34 protein-coding genes and 1 rRNA gene are annotated in these 19,826 nt (G+C 40.2%); all 35 read left to right on the top strand.

All coding sequences use genetic code 11. The features are described 5' to 3' along the window. The first annotated feature begins 14 nt into the window (after positions 1-14). Positions 15-1,274, top strand: a complete 1,260-nt coding sequence (locus E7480_01510; protein MBE6903267.1) for a hypothetical protein — start codon at positions 15-17, stop codon at positions 1,272-1,274. Continuing rightward, positions 1,271-2,434 (top strand): hypothetical protein, encoded by a 1,164-nt coding sequence (locus E7480_01505; GenBank protein ID MBE6903266.1) that lies wholly within the window; start codon positions 1,271-1,273, stop codon positions 2,432-2,434. Before E7480_01510 ends, E7480_01505 begins: the two co-directional genes overlap by 4 nt. A gap of 870 nt (positions 2,435-3,304) precedes the next feature. Further along, positions 3,305-3,619 (top strand): 30S ribosomal protein S10, encoded by a 315-nt coding sequence (gene rpsJ, locus E7480_01500; protein MBE6903265.1) that lies wholly within the window; start codon positions 3,305-3,307, stop codon positions 3,617-3,619. A 68-nt stretch (positions 3,620-3,687) separates the two neighbouring features. Next, on the top strand, positions 3,688-4,320 hold the full coding sequence (locus E7480_01495) for a 50S ribosomal protein L3 (protein MBE6903264.1): 633 nt from the start codon (positions 3,688-3,690) through the stop codon (positions 4,318-4,320). 22 nt (positions 4,321-4,342) lie between these two features. Further along, on the top strand, positions 4,343-4,966 hold the full coding sequence (gene rplD, locus E7480_01490) for a 50S ribosomal protein L4 (protein MBE6903263.1): 624 nt from the start codon (positions 4,343-4,345) through the stop codon (positions 4,964-4,966). Continuing rightward, positions 4,966-5,262 carry a 50S ribosomal protein L23 gene (locus tag E7480_01485; protein MBE6903262.1) on the top strand — a complete coding sequence of 99 codons (297 nt, stop codon included), beginning with the start codon at positions 4,966-4,968 and terminating at the stop codon, positions 5,260-5,262. The genes rplD and E7480_01485 overlap by 1 nt, the downstream gene beginning before the upstream one ends. Positions 5,263-5,275: 13 nt before the next feature. Then, positions 5,276-6,112, top strand: coding sequence for a 50S ribosomal protein L2 (gene rplB, locus E7480_01480; protein MBE6903261.1), 837 nt, complete (start codon positions 5,276-5,278; stop codon positions 6,110-6,112). A 29-nt stretch (positions 6,113-6,141) separates the two neighbouring features. Continuing rightward, the gene (gene rpsS, locus E7480_01475) at positions 6,142-6,420 is read left to right on the top strand and encodes a 30S ribosomal protein S19 (protein ID MBE6903260.1); all 279 of its coding nucleotides are present in this window, start codon (positions 6,142-6,144) and stop codon (positions 6,418-6,420) included. A gap of 12 nt (positions 6,421-6,432) precedes the next feature. Next, positions 6,433-6,768 carry a 50S ribosomal protein L22 gene (locus E7480_01470; GenBank protein ID MBE6903259.1) on the top strand — a complete coding sequence of 112 codons (336 nt, stop codon included), beginning with the start codon at positions 6,433-6,435 and terminating at the stop codon, positions 6,766-6,768. 18 nt (positions 6,769-6,786) lie between these two features. Next, positions 6,787-7,479 (top strand): 30S ribosomal protein S3, encoded by a 693-nt coding sequence (gene rpsC, locus E7480_01465; GenBank protein ID MBE6903258.1) that lies wholly within the window; start codon positions 6,787-6,789, stop codon positions 7,477-7,479. After that, positions 7,457-7,885, top strand: a complete 429-nt coding sequence (rplP, locus tag E7480_01460) for a 50S ribosomal protein L16 (protein MBE6903257.1) — start codon at positions 7,457-7,459, stop codon at positions 7,883-7,885. The genes rpsC and rplP overlap by 23 nt, the downstream gene beginning before the upstream one ends. Beyond that, positions 7,885-8,085 (top strand): 50S ribosomal protein L29, encoded by a 201-nt coding sequence (locus E7480_01455; GenBank protein MBE6903256.1) that lies wholly within the window; start codon positions 7,885-7,887, stop codon positions 8,083-8,085. Before rplP ends, E7480_01455 begins: the two co-directional genes overlap by 1 nt. A gap of 32 nt (positions 8,086-8,117) precedes the next feature. After that, complete coding sequence (gene rpsQ, locus E7480_01450; GenBank protein MBE6903255.1) at positions 8,118-8,375, top strand: 30S ribosomal protein S17; 258 nt, start codon at positions 8,118-8,120, stop codon at positions 8,373-8,375. A 43-nt stretch (positions 8,376-8,418) separates the two neighbouring features. After that, entirely contained in the window at positions 8,419-8,787 is a 369-nt protein-coding gene (gene rplN / locus E7480_01445; GenBank protein MBE6903254.1) for a 50S ribosomal protein L14, read from the top strand. 18 nt (positions 8,788-8,805) lie between these two features. Then, positions 8,806-9,129 carry a 50S ribosomal protein L24 gene (locus E7480_01440; GenBank protein ID MBE6903253.1) on the top strand — a complete coding sequence of 108 codons (324 nt, stop codon included), beginning with the start codon at positions 8,806-8,808 and terminating at the stop codon, positions 9,127-9,129. Between the two features lie 18 nt (positions 9,130-9,147). Beyond that, positions 9,148-9,687: a 50S ribosomal protein L5 gene (rplE, locus tag E7480_01435; GenBank protein MBE6903252.1), complete on the top strand. Its 540-nt coding sequence runs from the start codon at positions 9,148-9,150 to the stop codon at positions 9,685-9,687. A gap of 13 nt (positions 9,688-9,700) precedes the next feature. Next, complete coding sequence (locus E7480_01430; GenBank protein MBE6903251.1) at positions 9,701-9,886, top strand: type Z 30S ribosomal protein S14; 186 nt, start codon at positions 9,701-9,703, stop codon at positions 9,884-9,886. A gap of 22 nt (positions 9,887-9,908) precedes the next feature. Beyond that, positions 9,909-10,307, top strand: coding sequence for a 30S ribosomal protein S8 (gene rpsH, locus E7480_01425; protein ID MBE6903250.1), 399 nt, complete (start codon positions 9,909-9,911; stop codon positions 10,305-10,307). A 15-nt stretch (positions 10,308-10,322) separates the two neighbouring features. Further along, on the top strand, positions 10,323-10,871 hold the full coding sequence (locus E7480_01420; GenBank protein MBE6903249.1) for a 50S ribosomal protein L6: 549 nt from the start codon (positions 10,323-10,325) through the stop codon (positions 10,869-10,871). A 42-nt stretch (positions 10,872-10,913) separates the two neighbouring features. Continuing rightward, positions 10,914-11,273 (top strand): 50S ribosomal protein L18, encoded by a 360-nt coding sequence (locus tag E7480_01415; GenBank protein ID MBE6903248.1) that lies wholly within the window; start codon positions 10,914-10,916, stop codon positions 11,271-11,273. An 83-nt stretch (positions 11,274-11,356) separates the two neighbouring features. Next, positions 11,357-11,860, top strand: coding sequence for a 30S ribosomal protein S5 (locus E7480_01410; protein MBE6903247.1), 504 nt, complete (start codon positions 11,357-11,359; stop codon positions 11,858-11,860). A gap of 12 nt (positions 11,861-11,872) precedes the next feature. Then, positions 11,873-12,055 carry a 50S ribosomal protein L30 gene (gene rpmD / locus E7480_01405; GenBank protein ID MBE6903246.1) on the top strand — a complete coding sequence of 61 codons (183 nt, stop codon included), beginning with the start codon at positions 11,873-11,875 and terminating at the stop codon, positions 12,053-12,055. Positions 12,056-12,066: 11 nt separating this feature from the next. Further along, positions 12,067-12,507 (top strand): 50S ribosomal protein L15, encoded by a 441-nt coding sequence (locus E7480_01400; GenBank protein ID MBE6903245.1) that lies wholly within the window; start codon positions 12,067-12,069, stop codon positions 12,505-12,507. After that, positions 12,508-13,809, top strand: coding sequence for a preprotein translocase subunit SecY (gene secY / locus E7480_01395; protein ID MBE6903244.1), 1,302 nt, complete (start codon positions 12,508-12,510; stop codon positions 13,807-13,809). It abuts the gene before it with no gap. A 109-nt stretch (positions 13,810-13,918) separates the two neighbouring features. Then, entirely contained in the window at positions 13,919-14,548 is a 630-nt protein-coding gene (locus E7480_01390) for an adenylate kinase (GenBank protein ID MBE6903243.1), read from the top strand. 5 nt (positions 14,549-14,553) lie between these two features. Next, on the top strand, positions 14,554-15,303 hold the full coding sequence (gene map / locus E7480_01385) for a type I methionyl aminopeptidase (GenBank protein ID MBE6903242.1): 750 nt from the start codon (positions 14,554-14,556) through the stop codon (positions 15,301-15,303). Positions 15,304-15,380: 77 nt separating this feature from the next. Continuing rightward, positions 15,381-15,665 (top strand): RNA-binding protein, encoded by a 285-nt coding sequence (locus E7480_01380; GenBank protein MBE6903241.1) that lies wholly within the window; start codon positions 15,381-15,383, stop codon positions 15,663-15,665. Position 15,666: 1 nt separating this feature from the next. After that, a complete protein-coding gene (infA, locus tag E7480_01375) occupies positions 15,667-15,885 on the top strand; it encodes a translation initiation factor IF-1 (protein ID MBE6903240.1) in 219 nt (72 codons plus the stop codon). A gap of 90 nt (positions 15,886-15,975) precedes the next feature. Further along, positions 15,976-16,089 carry a 50S ribosomal protein L36 gene (gene rpmJ, locus E7480_01370; GenBank protein ID MBE6903239.1) on the top strand — a complete coding sequence of 38 codons (114 nt, stop codon included), beginning with the start codon at positions 15,976-15,978 and terminating at the stop codon, positions 16,087-16,089. 34 nt (positions 16,090-16,123) lie between these two features. After that, positions 16,124-16,492 carry a 30S ribosomal protein S13 gene (gene rpsM, locus E7480_01365; protein ID MBE6903238.1) on the top strand — a complete coding sequence of 123 codons (369 nt, stop codon included), beginning with the start codon at positions 16,124-16,126 and terminating at the stop codon, positions 16,490-16,492. An 18-nt stretch (positions 16,493-16,510) separates the two neighbouring features. Beyond that, positions 16,511-16,912: a 30S ribosomal protein S11 gene (gene rpsK / locus E7480_01360; GenBank protein MBE6903237.1), complete on the top strand. Its 402-nt coding sequence runs from the start codon at positions 16,511-16,513 to the stop codon at positions 16,910-16,912. A gap of 114 nt (positions 16,913-17,026) precedes the next feature. Next, on the top strand, positions 17,027-17,653 hold the full coding sequence (gene rpsD / locus E7480_01355) for a 30S ribosomal protein S4 (GenBank protein ID MBE6903236.1): 627 nt from the start codon (positions 17,027-17,029) through the stop codon (positions 17,651-17,653). 89 nt (positions 17,654-17,742) lie between these two features. Further along, a complete protein-coding gene (locus E7480_01350; GenBank protein ID MBE6903235.1) occupies positions 17,743-18,693 on the top strand; it encodes a DNA-directed RNA polymerase subunit alpha in 951 nt (316 codons plus the stop codon). Positions 18,694-18,715: 22 nt separating this feature from the next. Beyond that, positions 18,716-19,057 carry a 50S ribosomal protein L17 gene (locus tag E7480_01345; GenBank protein ID MBE6903234.1) on the top strand — a complete coding sequence of 114 codons (342 nt, stop codon included), beginning with the start codon at positions 18,716-18,718 and terminating at the stop codon, positions 19,055-19,057. Positions 19,058-19,450: 393 nt separating this feature from the next. Continuing rightward, positions 19,451-19,826, top strand: a 16S ribosomal RNA gene (locus tag E7480_01340); the annotation flags it as partial.

Genomic DNA, 19,826 nt, shown 5'->3' with positions numbered 1-19,826 from the left:
AAGGATGCGATTAAGTGAAAAAAATAATTTCTATATTCTTGATTTTGGGTCTACTAATATGTATTTGCGGATGTGACAGTAGTCGCCAAAATAATAATTTTAAAAAAATAGAATATAAAAATGATGATTTTTTAAAAAAAACAATAGTTTTTACTATACCTGATTCATGGGTTTATACAGAAATTTGGGACGGGCGTAACCTAATAGAATTTCGTGATGAATTAGGCCAACAAATTGGAAATGTAGTATTAAATATAAACTATTTGGGTGAGGACGATATTTTTTCTGTTAAAGAAAAAATTGTTCCTATAGATGATGCAAAATATACGAAAATATCTGAAAACTGTTTTATAACCACCGATAAAGGCAGAGGTAATATTATTACCTATAAAGTTAATGATGTAGTCATTGATATGTTTTTTGATATATCCGTGGAAAAATGGGTTATTGAAGAAATAGCCAAAAACATTATTCTTAAAGATTTTGAAATTAAAGAAGAGAATGAAGAAACTGTATCCTCTACATCGTCTTCCTCAACTCCATCCACCAATATTATAATAAACCAAAGACCTAATATTGATTTTATCGAAGAACCGGGTTTGGTAAATAATGCGATATCGGTAGAAAAAATTTACGATGTTTACAATGCGGTTGGATGTAATATGCATCTTATGGGAAGACCAAATATAGGCAAGGAAATTTATTTTGAAAATAATTATAATTCATCGACATTACAGCTTTATGGTGATGACGGATATGTGTATATGCTAATCGATAATTTCAGAAACAAAAAATTTGAATTAGCAAAATTGACTGAACCGGGAAGGTCTGCAAATATTCAAAACAGGGATGTAATATTAAGCAAATCTCTTCCGACCGACTGCAACCTTTTAACAGAGTACAATAATTATATGTATACTTTTGCCAGTCAAAAAAGCTTTATCAACTTTGAGCAGGCAGACAAAATAATAATGTTCCCATTTTTGTGTCAATTTTTGAATGAAGATAGCCTTATGCCAGAGGGGATTTCAGTTTCAGAGGATGGGATGATAATATCAACAAAATTATATATCCCCGAAGCAATGGCGTTTTTATACATAACCGAGGATTTTAAACATATGCAAGCAAAATACCATGTTGCAGCAGTAAACGGAGATACGTCACACTTACCGCAAAGTTTAAATAAATATAATACCGTTAAAGAATTAGATCCTTTTACTTTTAGTCCTACAGACAGATTTAGATATAAAGAGTTTGGGGTGATTTTTCCGTGAAAAAATTCATAACACTAACCATCATACTATGTATTGTAATAAACTTATGTGGTTGTAAAGAAACCGTAGTTAAAGAATATAATCAAAATAGCGAAAACGAAAATTATGAGTTAAAGTTTTCAAGCAGTATGGCTGTGGGATTCAATTGCTCAAAAACAGTGGATTTGGTATCTACAGCAGAAACCTGTAAAACAACTGATATTTTCGATATTGAAGAAATAGAAATTTTGGGTGAACATTATACGCCAACCGGAGTTGGTACTGCAGGCGGTGAGTTTTTTGCAGTTGTGCAGGAAGATGAAAGAGATACGCTTTATAACATTTCAGGACATAGCCCTATTGAAATTTACAAAGCGGATGTAATAACTCCTATTTTCGAGAAAGACGGTTGTTTTATATTTGCAGTTAACGAAGCTGACGGTTACGGATATAATATTATGTCATATAATCCTAAAGAAAAATCCGTAAAAAGATTATTTGAACTTTATGAAGATAATTTACCATATTTTACAGAAGCAGGAGATTATATTACGGTAAGAGAACGACCCTCAAGTGAATTTGGGCAGCCATACGATTATAATGAAAAGTTAAAAGTTACACATTATCATTTTAACTCAAAAAGTGATGGAATTATAAATTCAATAGGTTCGGCTACAATGATGCATAGTGGTATTTATACTAAAAACATTAAGAACAATTATTCTATGAGTTTTGATTACATAACATCACAAATCCTTGTGTGGACTATTGATACAAACGAGTTTGTTAGCGAAATATATCTTGACGTGTGGAATAAAAACGACTATCTGAAACTAAAGTTTTTTGGTAGCAGACTTTTGATGCGCGATGGTAACGGTTTGAAAATGCATGATTTTGAAGATAATACAGACCATATGATATGCCTACTTAAATGGGAAGGTAAAAACGATAATGAGATTAATAGATTCGGTATTATTTGCGAAATGATTGGTGATGTGTTAATTTTTTCAGACACTGAAAACCTGTTGGCTTATGATTTAAAAAATGAAAGAGTAGCAACGATTTGTCCTCTTGAAGATGTTACATATACGGCTTCAGATAATAAATCAACTTTTGTCTATTGTTCATCACAGGTGACACCAGAAGGGTTTGAATCAATTTTAAGATTTAAATTGAAATAAATGCAATTCTTACTAAATGATACAGTTACTGCAGGAATAGTCGTCATACTTTCGGCGGTTTTACTGCTTAAAAACAAAGTTTTCAACTACATTTTCTTTGGTATGATTTTTGTTATATCATCGAAAATAGAGTTATCTCGTAATTTCGGGATAACTCTATTTTCATTTATAACTTGAAAATCTCAATCAAAAGCAAATTTGATTTACATTTTCGGAAAAGATACTTTTACAAAAGGCAGCAAAGAGGATTTTATTTTGTTTTTAAAAAGCAAGGGAATAAAAATCAAATAAAATCGGCTTGTACTCATTTTTCGAATAACTGAAACGGAAAAATCCTGTTTTTTTAACAGTCTGAGAGCTCTCGATTTTAAATCGGGAGCTTTTGTTTTGTTTGAAATCGGATTGCAGAAAAATTGAAAAAGCTACATTATTATATATAATATATAAATAAGGGCTTTTAAAGAGATGAAAAAAGAATAATTTTTGGTATTAAAAATTTTTTTATTTTTTTGAAAAAAATGCTTGCAATTTGATTTTATTTATGATAGAATAAGCAAGCGAGACTTTTAGTAGGGGAATTCTGCGCTTTTTTGCGTATGATGAGCCTACTGTGCGATGAAGCGGGAGGTGGCTGCATTTGTTGCAGGGAATTTCCGCTGAGTATGTCCGATTTTAAACCGGGCGACAAATACCGAATGCTCTTATGTCCCTTTGCGGATGCCCGCAAAGAAAAAGTATTCACCTGAATAAGCCGGATGAAATTATTGAGTATAATTTCCGGTTTTATAATGGGAGAGGGTGAAACACACGGAAGAGTGTTAGGATTTGTTAGCCGCCAAACCAAAAGAAAATTTTAAGGAGGCGAGCAAAATGGCAGTAAAAGAAAAAATGAGAATCAGACTTAAGGGCTACGACCATACTCTTGTTGATATCGCAGCAGAGAAGATTGTAGAAACAGCTAAGCGTTCAGGCTCTAAGGTATCCGGCCCCATTCCGCTACCCACAGAGAAGGAAATCGTTACTATTCTTCGTGCAGTTCATAAGTATAAGGACAGCAGAGAGCAGTTCGAAATGAGAACACACAAGCGTTTAATTGACATCTTCAAGCCGTCGGCTAAAACAAAAGAAGCTCTTATGAGTCTTGAGCTTCCCGCAGGCGTTGAATTCGAAGTTAAATTAGATTAGTCTTCGTAGATGCCCGCTGGTCAAGTTGGGGAAAGCCCAACCAATAACCAATTAGGAGGAAAAAAATTATGCTAAAAGGAATTATCGGCAAAAAAATCGGCATGACACAGATCTTTACCGAAAACGGCGACCTTGTTCCCGTTACTGTAATTGAGGCTGGTCCTTGCCCCGTTGTTTCCAAGAAAACCTTTGAGAAGGACGGCTACTGCGCTGTTCAGATAGGTTTCTCCGACACAACAGAAAAAAGAATTGCTAAGCCTGTGAAGGGCCAGTTTGACAAGGCTTCCGTGGCTTACAAAAAGTATCTTCGTGAATTCAGAACAGAAAACTGTGACGATGTAAACATCGGCGACATCATCAAGATTGACATCTTTGAAGAAGGCCAGAAGGTTGACGTTACAGGAACATCAAAGGGTAAAGGCTTCGCAGGCACTATCAAAAGATGGGGCACACACAGAGGTCCTATGGCTCACGGTTCCGGATATCACAGAGGTCAGGGCTCAATGGGTTCCTGCTCAACACCTTCAAGAGTTATGAAGGGTAAGGTTATGCCGGGACACATGGGAAGTGAAAGAATAACTGTTCAAAATCTTTCCGTGGTAAAAATTGATGCTGAAAAAAATCTTATTGCGGTTAAGGGTGCTATTCCCGGTCCTAAGGGCTCGGTTGTACTTTTAAAGAGCGCAGTAAAGAGTAAGTAGTGCTACGAAAGGAGGAAATGTTATGCCAAACGTAAAAGTTTATGATATGGCCGGTAAAGAGGTCGGCGAGATTACTCTTGCAGATTCCGTTTTCGGCGCAAATATAAATAAAACTGTTATGCATATGGCTGTTGTAAACTATCTTGCAAATCAGAGACAGGGTACACAGTCAACTCTGACAAGATCAGAGGTTTCCGGCGGCGGTATTAAGCCCTGGAGACAAAAGGGAACAGGCAGAGCCCGTCAGGGTTCAACACGTGCTCCCCAGTGGACACACGGCGGTATTGCTCTTGGTCCTAAGCCCAGAGATTACAGCTATTCCCTTACAAAGAAAACAAAGAGAGTGGCTCTTAAGTCTGCTCTGTCCTCCAAGGTTGCCGAGGAGAGCATCATTGTTGTTGACAGCATTTCTCTTGATGCTATCAAAACAAAGAGCATTGTTAATATGCTTTCTGCTCTTAAGGTTTCCGGAAAGGCTATGATTGTTACCGCAGAGGCAGATAAAAATGTTATTAAGAGTGCGGCAAACATTCAAGGAATTAAAACAGCAGCTGTTAATACTATCAATACCTATGATTTATTGAAGTACAACACCTTGGTTATTTCTAAGGACGCAGTTGCAAAAATTGAGGAGGTGTACGCATAATGAGCAGCTTTGCACAGGATATTATTATCAGACCTATCATTACTGAAAAAAGTATGGACGGTATTGCAAACAAGAGATACACCTTTGAGGTAGCTAAAACAGCTAATAAGGTTGAAATCAGAAAAGCTGTTGAGGAGCTTTTCTCCGTTGAGGTTGAGAAAGTAAACACAATCAACGTCAGAGGAAAGAACAAGAGAATGGGCGTACATGCCGGAAGAACACGCTCATGGAAGAAAGCGATAGTTACATTGAAAGAAAAGTCCAAGACTATCGAATTCTTCGACAGTATGATGTAAGGAGTGAAACTTAGTGGGAATTAAAACCTATAACCCTGTTACGCCGGGTACAAGACAAAAGACAACTCTTACTTTTGAAGAGCTTACCAAGAATAAGGCACCCGAAAAATCCCTTCTGACTAAGCTCAAAAAGAAATCCGGCAGAAACAGCTACGGAAGAATTACCGTTCGTCATCACGGCGGCGGAAACAAAAAGAAATACAGAATTATTGACTTTAAGAGAAATAAAGTTGATATGCCTGCAACGGTTGCATCTATTGAATACGATCCTAACCGTACAGCATTTATCGCACTTATAGTTTATGAGGACGGCACAAAGAGCTACATCATAGCTCCTCACGGACTCAAAGAGGGCGACACTGTTATAAGCAGTGAGAATGCAGATATTAAGCCCGGAAACTGCTTACCTATATCAAACATTCCCGAAGGTACTGTTATCCACAATATTGAGCTTTATCCCGGAAAGGGCGCACAGCTTGTACGTTCCGCCGGTAACTCCGCTCAGCTTATGGGTAAAGAAAACGGATATGCAATGGTAAGACTTCCCTCAGGCGAAATGAGACTTATAAGACTTAATTGTAAAGCTACCATTGGTCAGGTTTCAAATCTTGATCAGTCAAAGGTTAACATCGGTAAGGCGGGCAGAACTCGTCATATGGGTATCCGTCCTACAGTTCGTGGTTCAGTTATGAACCCCTGCGATCACCCTCACGGTGGTGGTGAAGGTAAATCTCCTATCGGACGTAGCGGTCCTGTTACTCCTTGGGGTAAGCCTGCTTTAGGATATAAGACAAGAGCAAAGAAAAACAAGTCTGACAAGTTTATCGTAAAGAGAAGAAACGGCAAGTAATATTCTCATAAAGAAAGGATGAATTACACATGGGCAGAAGCGTTAAAAAGGGACCTTTTGTTGACCCGAAGCTTTTGGTTAGAATACAGCAAATGAACGCTGCCGGTGAAAAAAGAGTTCTCAAAACCTGGTCGAGAGCTTCAACAATCTTCCCGGATTTTGTGGGACATACACTTGCAGTTCATGACGGCAGAAAACATGTTCCGGTATATGTTACTGAGGATATGGTTGGTCATAAATTGGGCGAGTTTGCACCTACAAGACTTTTTAAGGGACACTCCGGCTCAAAAACAACAAACACAAAGTAAGGAGGCAGTAAAATGGAAGCAAAAGCTTATTTGCGTTATGTACGTATTTCTCCCCGTAAGGTAAGTATAGTTCTTGACCTTATCAGAGGAAAGGATACAGTTACAGCAATGGCAATTTTAAAGAATACTCCGAAGGCTGCTTCCGAGTATCTTGTTAAGCTGTTAAAATCAGCAATTGCAAATGCAGAAAACAATCACTCTATGGATACCTCAAAATTATATGTGGCTGAATGTTTCGTATGCCCCGGTCCTACATTGAAGAGGATTATGCCCAGAGCACAGGGCAGAGCATTCAGAATTCTCAAGAGAACATCACATATTACGATGGTACTTAAAGAGAAGGATTAAGGAAAAGGAGGTAACATTATGGGACAGAAGGTTAATCCGCACGGCTTAAGAGTCGGCGTTATCAAGGATTGGGACTCCCGTTGGTTCGTTAAGGACAACTGCTTCGGAGACTATATCGTTGAAGATAAAAAAATCAGAGATTTCATAAAGAAAGCACTGTACAAAGCAGGCGTTTCCAAGATTGAAATTGAAAGACCCTCCTCCAAAATCCGTATAACCGTTCACGTTGCACGTTTAGGTATGGCAATCGGAAGAAACGGTGCAGAAAAGGATAAGCTGAGAGGACAGGTTGAAGCTCTTATCGGCAAGAAAATACTTCTCAACTTTGCAGAGGTAAAATCAGCTGATACAAATGCACAGCTTGTTTCCGAGAACATTGCAGAACAGCTTGAAAGACGTGTTTCTTTCAGAAGAGCTATGAAGCAGTCAATCGGCAGAGCTATGAAATTCGGTTCCAAGGGTATCAAAGTCAGCGTAAGCGGACGTTTGGGCGGTGCCGAAATCGCAAGAACAGAGCAATATCATGAAGGAACTATTCCCCTACAGACATTAAGAGCAGACATTGACTACGGTTTTGCAGAGGCAAATACAACCTACGGTAAAATCGGTGTTAAGGTTTGGATATACAAGGGTGAAGTTCTTAACAATGTTAAGAAGGTTCCTGTAGCAAAGGAAGGAGGAAAACCCAATGTTAATGCCAAAAAGAGTTAAGTACAGAAGAGTACAGCGTGGAAGAATGAAGGGCGTTGCAACCAGAGGTAATACCGTAACATACGGTGAGTACGGTTTGCAGGCATTGGAGTCCTCTTGGATTACCAGCAATCAAATAGAAGCAGCCCGTATTGCTATGACCCGTTATATCAAAAGAGGCGGTCAGGTTTGGATAAAGATTTTCCCTGACAAGCCTGTAACTCAGAAGCCTGCTGAAACTCGAATGGGTTCAGGTAAAGGTTCACCTGAATATTGGGTAGCAGTAGTTAAGCCCGGCAGAGTAATGTTTGAAATCGCCGGCGTAAGCGAAGAGGTTGCACGTGAAGCAATGCGTCTTGCAGCACATAAGCTTCCTATTAAATGTAAATTTGTTAAAAAAGAGGAAAAATGTGGAGGTGAGGATTAATGAAGGCTAACGAATTAAGAGAAATGTCTCTTGCAGAGCTTAACGATAAGCTTAAGGACTTAAAACAAAACCTTTTTATCCTCAGATTTCAGCATGCTACAAATCAGCTTGACAATCCTTTGAAGCTTGCAGCTATTAAGAAGGATATTGCAAGAGTCAAGACAATTCTTCGTGAAAAGGAGTTAAAGGAGAATGCGTAAGCGTTCTGCTTTAATGGAAAGGATGGTTTGTGATGAGTGAAAGAGCATTAAGAAAAGAAAGAATCGGTGTTGTAACCTCCAATAAAATGGACAAGACAATCGTTGTAACCATAAAAGGCAACGTTACACATCCTCTTTACAAGAAGGTTTTGAAAAGAACCGATAAAATAAAGGCGCACGATGAGAATAACGAGTGTTCAATAGGAGATAAGGTTCGTATTATGGAAACACGTCCTATTTCCAAGGATAAGCACTGGCGTCTTGTTGAAATTATAGAAAAAGCAAAATAATGTATTTTAAAACCCTCTCAAAAGAGGGAAAGGAGGATTTACCGTGGTACAACAGCAATCATATCTTAAGGTTGCGGACAATACCGGCGCAAAAGAGATAATGTGTATCAGAGTTCTCGGTGGTTCCGGCAAGAAGTTCGCAGGCATAGGAGATGTTATTATCGCCTCCGTTAAGAAAGCAACTCCCGGCGGCGTTGTTAAAAAAGGTGAAGTGGTTAAGGCAGTCGTAGTACGTACCGTAAAAGGTGTTAAGCGTCCCGACGGTTCTCATATCCGCTTTGATGAAAATGCGGCAGTTATTATCAGAGATGATAAGAATCCTAAAGGAACCCGTATTTTTGGACCGATAGCAAGAGAGCTTCGTGATAAAGAATATACCAAGATATTATCACTTGCTCCCGAAGTATTATAGTGGAGGTGTTGCGAAATGATAAAGAAATTACATGTTAAAAAGGGCGACACTGTTATAGTTATTTCAGGAAAAAGCAAAGGCAAGAAGGGCAAAGTTCTTGAAGTATCCCCTAAGGAAGGCAAAGTTATCGTTGAAGGCTGCAATATGGTTACAAAGCACGTTAAGCCCCGCCGTCAAGGTGAAGCGGGCGGTATCTTAAAGGCTGAGGGCCCCTTGTACGCTTCAAAGGTTATGCTTGTTTGCCCTAAGTGCGGCAAACCTACAAGAGTAGGCCGTACAATTCTGTCCGACGGCACAAAGGTAAGAGTTTGCAAAAACTCCGACTGCCGTGAGACGATATAGTAAAGGAGGCAGATTGCATTGGCAAGATTGAAAGATTTTTATAAAAACGAAGTTGCTCCCGCACTTATGAAAAAGTTTTCATATAAGAGCCCGATGCAGATTCCGAAGCTTGATAAGGTCGTTATAAACGTAGGCTGCGGAGAAGCTAAAGATAACTCCAAAGCAATTGACAGCATTATAAACGACTTGGGAATTATCACCGGTCAGAAGGCAGTTCCCACAAAGGCTCGTAAATCTGTTGCTAATTTTAAGCTTCGTGAGGGTATGAACATTGGTGCAAAGGTTACATTAAGAGGCGACAAAATGTATGAGTTTGTTGACAGACTCTTCAGTGTAGCTCTTCCCCGTGTACGTGACTTCCGTGGCATAAAGCCCGACGCTTTCGACGGCAGAGGAAATTATGCAATGGGAATTAAGGAACAGCTTATCTTCCCGGAAATCGAGTTCGACAAGATTGACAAAATCCGTGGTATGGACATTGTATTTGCAACAACAGCAAATACCGATGAAGAGGCAAGAGAGCTGCTCACGCTATTGGGCGCTCCGTTCGCTAAGTAAAGGAGGCAGTAAGATGGCTAAAAAATCAATGATTTTAAAACAGCAGAGAGAGCCGAAATTCTCTACTCGTGCTTACAACAGGTGCAAAATCTGCGGAAGGCCCCATGCTTACCTCAGAAAGTACGGTATTTGCCGTATTTGTTTCCGTGAGTTAGCATATAAGGGACACATTCCGGGAGTAAGAAAAGCCAGTTGGTAATATTTGAAGGAGGAATGGCGCTATGTATATCACCGATCCGATAGCTGATATGCTGACAAGAATCAGAAATGCAAATTCAGCTAAGCACGAAACGGTTGACATTCCCGCATCAAACATGAAAAAAGCAATCGCTGAAATTCTTGTTAATGAGGGATATATTAAAAACTATCAGATAATTGACGATAGCAAGCAGGGTATTATCCGTGTTACCTTAAAGTACACTCCTGAAAAGGAAAAGGTTATTAAGGGACTTAAGAGAATATCAAAACCCGGCTTAAGAGTATACGCAAATTGCGAGGATATGCCTAAGGTTATGAAGGGACTTGGTATTGCCATAGTTTCAACTTCTAAGGGCGTAATGACAGACAGAGCTGCACGTAAAGAAAACGTTGGCGGCGAAGTTCTCGCATTTGTTTGGTAATGGAGGTAAGTTTAAATGTCACGTATAGGTAGAATGCCCATAAACGTTCCTTCCGATGTAACAGTGACCTTAAACGGTTCTCACATTACCGTAAAAGGTGCAAAGGGTACATTGGAAAGAGATATCCACCCTGATATGATCGTTAAATTCGAGAATAATGTACTGACAGTTGAAAGACCTACTGAAAACAAAGAGCACAGAAGCTTACATGGTCTTACTCGTACACTTATTGCTAATATGATTGAAGGCGTTAAGAACGGCTATTCAAAAACATTAGAAATAAACGGTGTTGGTTACAGAATTCAGAAGCAGGGCAAGGATGTTGTAATGAACTTAGGATTTTCACATCAGGTAGTAATTTCCGAAATCCCCGGTATTACTCTTGACGTTCCTAACCCCAACCTGTTAGTTATATCAGGCCCCGACAAGCAGATAGTTGGTCAGTATGCAGCGAATGTTCGTGAAAAGAGACCCCCTGAGCCTTACAAGGGCAAGGGTATCAAATACACAACCGAAACTATCAGACGTAAAGAGGGTAAAGCAGGTAAGGGTGCTAAGAAATAAAACCCTTGTTGCATAAAGCTTAACAGAAAGGAATGAATTGTATTGGTTAGCAGACAGGATTCCAATAAAGCAAGACTCAAAAGACATAAGAGAGTACGTGCAAAGATATCCGGAACAGCTGAGTGTCCCCGTCTTTGTGTATTCCGTTCCTTGAAAAATATATACGCTCAGATTATTGACGACGTAGCAGGCGTAACATTGGCTGCAGCATCCTCTAAGGATAAAGATTTCAATGCATACGGCGGCAACGGCGAAGCTGCTAAAAAGGTTGGTTTGGCAATCGCAGCAGCAGCAAAAGAAAAGGGCATCACAGATGTTGTTTTCGACAGAGGCGGCTATGTATATCACGGCAGAGTTAAAGAGCTTGCAGAGGGCGCTCGTGAAGGCGGACTCAATTTCTAATACCGGCTTTGATTTTTGTCGGTCTATTTAACTTTAATACAAGCCTGTAAATACAGGTTAGTATCTATGAAGGAGGAAAAACCATGGCTTCAATAATTGATGCCGGCACATTGGATTTAAAAGAGAGAGTCGTAGCCCTCAACCGTGTAAGTAAGACTGTAAAGGGCGGACGTATCTTTAAGTTTTCAGCGCTTATCGTTGTTGGCGACGGTAACGGTATAGTCGGCGTAGGACTTGGTAAGGCTTCTGAAGTTCCGGATGCTATCCGTAAGGGTATCGAGGATGCTAAGAAAAATCTTATCAAGGTTTCTATGAGAGGAACAACAATTCCTCACGAAACAATCGGAATATTCGGTTCATCACATGTTGTATTAAAGCCTGCAGCACCCGGTACCGGAGTTATCGCCGGCGGCGCTGTTCGTGCGGTTGTAGAGCTTGCAGGAATTAAAGACATCAGAACCAAGGCATTGTATTCAAGAAATTCAAGAAATGTTGTTAACGCGACAATCAACGGCTTGAAGAGCGTTAGAGACGCAAAGCAGGTAGCTGCTATTCGCGGTAAGTCGGTTAGCGAGATTTTAGGTTAAGGAGGACAGACAATGGCAAAGGTTAAGATTACTTTAACAAAAAGCCTTATAGGCAGAAAAGACGACCAGATTGCTACTGCGCTTTCCTTAGGTCTTAAAAAGATTAGAGATTTCACAATTCAGCCTGACAATGCTCAGACTCAAGGCAAGATTACAAAAATCTCACACCTTATCGCAGTTGAAGAAGTAAAATAGGAGGTGTCACAATGAAGCTTAATGAATTATCACCCGCTGCTGGCTCCACCTCTGTTGCAAAGAGAAAAGGTAGAGGCGCAGGCACCGGAAACGGAAAAACAGCCGGCAGAGGACATAAGGGTCAAAAAGCACGTTCAGGCGGCGGAGTAAGACCCGGCTTTGAAGGCGGACAAATGCCTTTGGCAAGACGTTTGCCCAAAAGAGGATTTAATAATCACTTCAAGAAGACCTATGCTGTAATTAACGTATCCGACCTTAACAAAATGAGAGGCGGTTCTATCATTACTGTTGAGAAGCTTATAGAAGCTGGAATTATCAACAAAGCATTTGATGGCCTTAAAGTTTTGGGAAGAGGAGAAGTTACCAAAAAGTTTACCGTTCACGCTGTTAAGATTTCTGACTCCGCTAAGGAGAAGATTGAAGCAGCAGGCGGGAAGGTTGAGGTGTTATAAGTGTTTCAAGCAGCAGTTAATGCATGGAAAATAGCAGATTTGCGCAAGAAAATACTTTTTACCCTTTTAATTATCGTTATTTACAGATTAGGTTCTGCAATTCCCGTACCTTTCATCGAAGCAGATGCAATGAAATTGATATTTGCTGTAGATTCCGGCTCTCTCGGAAGCGGAAACAGTATGTTCAGCTTCCTTAACATTATGGCGGGCGGTTCGTTGGAAAAAGCAACAATCTTTGCTTTAGCGATTTCTCCGTATATTACGGCATCAATCGTAATCCAACTGTTGACAGTTGCCATTCCTGCACTCGAAAGAATGCAGAAAGAGGGAGAAGAAGGAAGAAAGAAATTAGCACAGATTACCCGTTATACAACTGTAGTTCTTGCTCTTATTGAGGGCTATGGTTACTATTCGGTTCTTCTTCACAGTGCTAAAGATTTAGGTACAACCGTTATTGCAAATCCCCACTGGTTTAAAACCCTTATCATTGTTCTTACCTTTACCGCAGGTTCTTCAATAGTTATGTGGTTGGGCGAAAAAATTAATGAAAACGGTATCGGAAACGGTATCTCTATAATCCTTTTCTTCTCAATCGTATCAAGAGGACCCAGCGTAATTGCGTATATGTACTCCTACGGCGTAGAGCTCGGTCAGTACTGGGTTATCCCGTTGGTATTAGTTGTGTTCCTTGCTCTTATCGTATTCATAATAATTATGAACGATGCGGAAAGACGTATTCCTATTCAGTACGCAAAAAGAGTTGTTGGCCGCAAAATGTACGGCGGACAGAACACTCATTTACCTATAAAGGTAACAATGACAGGTGTACTTCCCATAATTTTCGCAAGCTCATTCTGTATGCTACCTACAACGATAGCACAGTTCTTCCCCAATTCGGGCTTTGCTAACTTTATGACAAAGTACTTCTCATATACTACTTGGCCTTATGCAGTAGTTTATTTCCTTTTAATATTGTTCTTCAATTATTTCTATGTAACTATTCAGTACAACCCCATTGAAATTGCCAACAACGTAAAGAAAAATGGCGGCTTTATTCCCGGTATCAGACCCGGTAAGCCCACATCTGACTTTATTTCTAAGGTACTTTCAAAGACAACTTTGTTAGGTGCGTTGTTCCTTGGCTTTATTGCTATTCTTCCTATACTTATCAGTATGGGACTTAAAGTTAATATTGCTTTGGGCGGTACATCTATACTTATTATTGTCGGTGTTATTCTTGAAACTCTCAAGCAAATTGAGAGCCAGATGCTTATGCGTCACTACAAAGGATTTCTTGAATAATATACATGGATAAACGGTTAGTGTCTGTTTAAAATAGAAATTATTGGAACGCCTGTAACAAGGCGTTCCATGAAAACAGAAAATTTCCGTTTTTGAAAGGAGAATATTCTTGAAGATTATTTTACTCGGAGCTCCGGGAGCAGGCAAAGGAACTCAAGCAGAAATTCTGTGTGAGAAATTCAATATTCCTACCATCTCTACCGGCGCAATTATAAGAAAAGCAGTTGCTGATGCTACTGAAATGGGTGTCAAAGCTAAATCCTATATGGACGAAGGCAGATTGGTACCCGATGAAGTAGTTATAGGAATTATAAAAGAGCGTCTTAATCAAAGTGACTGTGCAAACGGTTTTATTCTTGACGGTTTTCCAAGAACCGTACCGCAGGCGGCTGCACTTGATGAAATGGGCGTGGAAATTGACAAGGTTGTTTCTATAGAGGTTCCGGACAGTAGAATAATTGAAAGAATGTCAGGAAGGCGAGTATGCTCCTGTGGAGCTACTTACCATATAGAGTACAAGCCGTCTAAAGATAATAAGACTTGCGACAGCTGCGGAGGAACGCTTTACGTCCGTGAGGATGATAAGCCCGAAACAGTATTGTCCCGTCTTGAAATCTATCATCAGCAGACCGAACCTCTTAAGGATTACTATAAGAAAACAGGAAAGCTGAGACTTGCTTACGGTAAGATAAAGATAGAGGATACAACGGCTGAGGTACTGAAAGCATTAGAGGCGTAAGTAAAATGATAATTATCAAGTCAAAAGCTCAGGTTGAAGCTATGCGTAAAGCGGGCAGTATTGCAGCAGGAGCGCTTGCGTTAGCGGGCGAGCTTGTAACCGTTGGCATTTCAACCTATGAGCTTGACACTAAAATCCGTGAGTTTATTACTTCAAAAGGTGCAAGGCCGTCTTTCTTAGGATATGACGGTTATCCCGGAAGTGCCTGTATTTCCATCAATTCTGAGGTTATACACGGAATACCATCTAAAAGCAGAATAATAAAAGATGGGGACATCGTAAGTATAGACGTAGGCGCTAATATAAATGGAGTTCACGGTGATTGCGCAAATACGTTTTTTGCCGGAAATGTGTCTGATGAGAACAGAAAGCTTGTCGAGGTCACAAGGCAATCGTTTTTTGAAGGAATAAATTACGCAAGGCAAGGCTGTCGCATAGGCGACATAGGATATGCAATTGACAGCTATGTCAAAAAATTCGGTTACAGTACAGTAAAACGTTTCGTAGGACACGGCATAGGTCAGGATTTGCACGAAGCTCCCGAGGTTCCTAATTTTGGTTCCAAGGGAAGAGGTGTAAGGCTGACAAAGGGTATGACTATAGCAGTCGAACCTATGATAAATGCCGGAAGCCAGGAAATTAAAATTTTATCTGACAAATGGACTGTGGTTACAGCTGACGGAAAAAATTCCGCTCATTATGAAAACACAATCCTTATAACCGATAACGAGCCGGAAATTCTGACAAAAATTTAGTCAACTCAGTTTGGCTGAATAAAATTACAAAAACGGTGGTGACATGAGTAAGAGTGCTAAGCACTCGGCTGCTTGTTATGAATATCATTAAAGGTGACATTGTTAAATCATTGTCCGGACGTGATAAAGGAAGATTGTTTTTTGTTCTTGATTGTCAGGACGACGGATATGTATTGCTGGCGGATGGAGATTACCGAAGATTAGGTAATCCCAAACGTAAAAAAATAAAACATATATCACATTTTTCAAGCGCAGATATTCGTGTGGCTCAAAAGCTGAAAAAAGGCGACAGTGTAACGGACGCCGAGCTGAGAAAAGCAATACGTCAGCTTGAAAATCCGCTTTGCGAAGGAGGTTTATAACTTGTCAAAGGATGATGTAATAGAATTTGAAGGTGTCGTTTTAGAGGCACTTCCGAATGCTATGTTTCAGGTTGAGCTTCCCAACGGCCATAAAATTTTGGCTCATATATCGGGCAAGCTTAGGATGAACTATATAAAGGTTCTTCCCGGTGACAAGGTAACCGTGGAAATGTCTCCCTACGATTTAACAAGGGGACGCATTACCTGGAGAAGCAAATAAAAAAAGAGCTTAAAGCTCATAGAAAAAGAAAGCTTCCGCAAAACAGCGGGAGACAGGTGCTTTACGGCACGAATTTAAGGAGGACTAAAAATGAAAGTAAGACCTTCAGTTAAACCGATGTGCGAAAAGTGCAAAATTATCAAGAGAAAAGGCAAAGTCATGGTAATTTGCGAAAACCCAAAGCATAAGCAAAAGCAAGGTTAATTTTTACGATTAATTCAGGAGGTGTTTTTACAAAATGGCAAGAATAGCCGGTGTTGATTTACCCAACGATAAAAGGGTAGAGGTCGGAATTACCTACATTTACGGTATTGGACCGACAAGAGCAAAACAAACCCTGAGCGCATGCGGAATCAATCCTGATACTCGCTGCAAAGACCTTACAGAAGATGAGGTTTCTAAGCTCAGAGACTATATCGACAAGACATTCATAGTTGAGGGTGACCTCCGCCGTGACAGAGCATTAGACATTAAGCGTCTTATCGAAATCGGATGTTACAGAGGCATTCGTCACAGAAAAGGACTTCCCGTAAGAGGACAAAGAAGCAAAACAAATGCTCGTACTCGTAAGGGACCGAAGAAGACGATTGCAAATAAGAAGAAATAAGCGGGGAGATGAAATAATATGGCTAAGGCAGTAGCAAAAAAGACTACAACAAGAAGACGTCGTGAAAAGAAAAACATTGAAAAAGGCGCTGCACATATCCAGTCGACCTTTAACAATACTATTGTCACCATTACCGATGTGAACGGAAACGCATTATCCTGGGCATCTGCCGGCGGATTAGGTTTCAGAGGTTCTCGTAAGTCCACTCCCTTCGCAGCTCAAATGGCAGCAGAAACAGCTTCCAAAGCAGCTATGGAGCATGGCTTAAAAACGGTTGAAGTATACGTAAAGGGACCCGGAGCAGGTCGTGAAGCAGCTATCAGAGCTCTTCAGACAACAGGTCTTGAAATCAGCATGATTAAAGACGTTACTCCGATACCTCACAACGGTTGCAGACCGCCTAAAAGAAGACGTGTCTAATTTTAAAGAGCAGCTTTTCATATAAAAGGAAAAGCTTAGGTGACTCTCCGCAAAAGGCGGAAAGAATAGTCGCCGGCGCTCCGCCGGTGAAATTAAGTGGAGGTGCTATACTAAATGGCAAGATATACCGGTTCAGTATGCAGACTTTGCAGACGTGAAGGCACAAAACTCTTTTTAAAGGGTGACAGATGTTATTCCGGCAAGTGTGCAATTAGTAAGGAAAGAGGCGTTCCCGGACAGCATGCTCAAGGCAGAAAGAAGCTTTCCGAGTACGGCTTACAGCTTCGTGAGAAGCAAAAGGCAAGACGTTTTTACGGAATTCTTGAATCCCAGTTTGCTCATTATTTTGAAATGGCTTCAAAGCAGCAGGGTCAAGCAGGTGAAAACTTGCTCAGAATTCTTGAATCAAGACTTGACAACGTTGTGTATAGAGCAGGCTTTGCAATGTCAAGAGCTGAGGCTCGTCAATTTGTAACACACGGACATTTTACCGTTAACGGTAAAAACGTAAATATTCCCTCATATCTGCTTAAAGCAGGCGACGTTATCGCTCTTAAATCTAAGAGTGCAGAAAGCGAAAAGTTTAAGGCAGTTATCGAAGCAAACGGCTCCAAACCCGTTCCCGGTTGGATGTCTGTTGACAAAGATACAAAAACCTGTACGGTAATCGTTCTTCCTTCAAGAGAAGATATCGATCTTCCTATCGAAGAGCATCTTATCGTCGAGCTTTATTCTAAATAATTTATTGTATTTTGTTTCGTATTTATTACGAAAATACAGTATATTCGCTTACAGCAAAAGCTGTTAAAATATAACAGGAGGGTAATATAGTGATAGAGATTGAGAAGCCTCAAATTAAGGTTACTGAGTCATCAGATGGCGGAAGTTATAGCAAGTTTGTCGTTGAACCTCTTGAAAGAGGTTACGGTATAACTCTTGGAAATTCTTTGCGTAGAATACTTTTGTCCTCTCTGCCGGGCGTTGCGGCAACATCTATAAAGATTGACGGAGTTCAGCACGAATTCACAACAATCAAAGGTGTTAAAGAAGACGTACCCGAAATCGTTTTAAACATTAAAGGCCTTATTGCTAAGCTACACAGTGAAGGTCCTAAGATTGTTTTCATTGATGCAGAAGGCGAAGGAGTTATTACAGCGGCAGATATCAAAGCTGATTCCGACGTTGAAATTATTAATAAAGATATGCATATTGCAACACTAAATGCAGATGCAAAGCTTTATATGGAAATAACACTCAATCACGGCAGAGGCTACGTTTCTGCTGAGAGAAATAAGGCAAATACTCATCAGATTATCAGCGTTATTCCCATTGACTCCATCTATACACCCGTAACTAAGGTTAATTATGTTGTTGAAAATACCCGTGTCGGCGACGTAACAGATTACGACAAGCTGACTCTTGAGGTACAGACAGACGGTACTTTAACTGCTGAAGAAGCAGTTTCCTATGCAGCAAAGATAATGAGTGAGCATCTTAATTTGTTCATTGATTTATCTGGCGACGCAAAGGAAAGTGGCGTTTGGGTAGCTCCTAAGGAGCAAGGAAAAGAAAAGTTTCTTGAAATGACAATAGAAGAGCTCGAGCTTTCAGTTCGTTCCTTCAATTGTCTTAAGAGAGCAGGAATAAACTCGGTTGAAGACCTTGCAGGAAAGACCGAGGAAGAGATGATGAAGGTCAGAAACCTCGGAAAGAAATCCCTTGAGGAAGTTATGCAAAAGTTAGAGGCATTAGGACTTACATTATCTAAAGAGGAAGAATAACAGACGAAGAGGAGGTAGTTTTATGCCGGGCACAAGAAAATTAGGAAGAACAACCGACAGCAGAAAAGCAATGCTGCGTGCAATGGTAACCTTCCTGTTAGAGAACGGTCAAATCGAAACAACATTGCCTCGTGCAAAAGAGGTTCGCTGTGTTGCTGAGAAAATGATTACTCTCGGAAAAACAAATACACTTCATGCTAAAAGACAGGCATTAGCTTATATCACCAAGGAGGATATCGTTAAAAAGCTCTTTGATGAAATCGCTCCTAAATACGAGGATAAAAATGGTGGTTATACAACCATTCTTAAGACAGGTCCCCGCCGTGGTGATGCAGCTGAAATGGCTATAATCAAGTTAAACTAAGCTTTAATTGATTTCATAAAAGCCTCCCAGTCTTTTGGGAGGCTTTTATTATGTCGAAACTGCTCGCAAACACTTTGGAAAAAGTCAGAAAAAGCTATGTCAAAACAGCCAAAATAGTGGAAAATAAGCTTAAATGAGGAAGCAAAACTGACAAAAAGCAAAAAAGTTAAAAAAAAGTAAAAAAAAGTGTTGACAAAGTGATTGCGTAGTGGTATTATGTATAAGCACCGCAAAATGCAGGGCAAAAAAAGAGAGCAAAAACGGTGCAAGTCGGACCTTGAAAATTGAACAATGAAAATGGACCCGTTAATTCGAAAGGATTAACAAATAACGAGTAAATTTGGCACAATAAAGTGTAACTAAAGAGTCACGAGAACGACTCTAAAAAGATAATTTTTAGAGAGTTTGATCCTGGCTCAGGACGAACGCTGGCGGCGTGCCTAACACATGCAAGTCGAACGGAGCGACTCAACAGAAGGTCTTCGGACCGGAAGATGACGAGCTTAGTGGCGGACGGGTGAGTAACGCGTGAGCAACCTGCCTACAAGAGGGGGATAACGTTTGGAAACGAACGCTAATACCGCATAAAGTATATTAACGGCATCGTAGATATACCAAAGGAGCAATCCGCTTGTAGATGGGCTCGCGTCTGATTAGATAGTTGGTGAGGTAACGGCTCACCAAGTCGACGATCAGTAGCCGAACTGAGAGGTTGATCGGCCACATTGGGACTGAGACACGGCCCAGACTCCTACGGGAGGCAGCAGTG

It is taken from the genome of Oscillospiraceae bacterium (assembly GCA_015067255.1).
In the GTDB taxonomy this organism is placed as follows: Bacteria; Bacillota; Clostridia; order Oscillospirales; family SIG519; genus SIG519.
The sequence above is the reverse complement of the archived record's forward strand: the minus strand, read 5'-3'. Positions and strand labels throughout refer to the sequence as shown.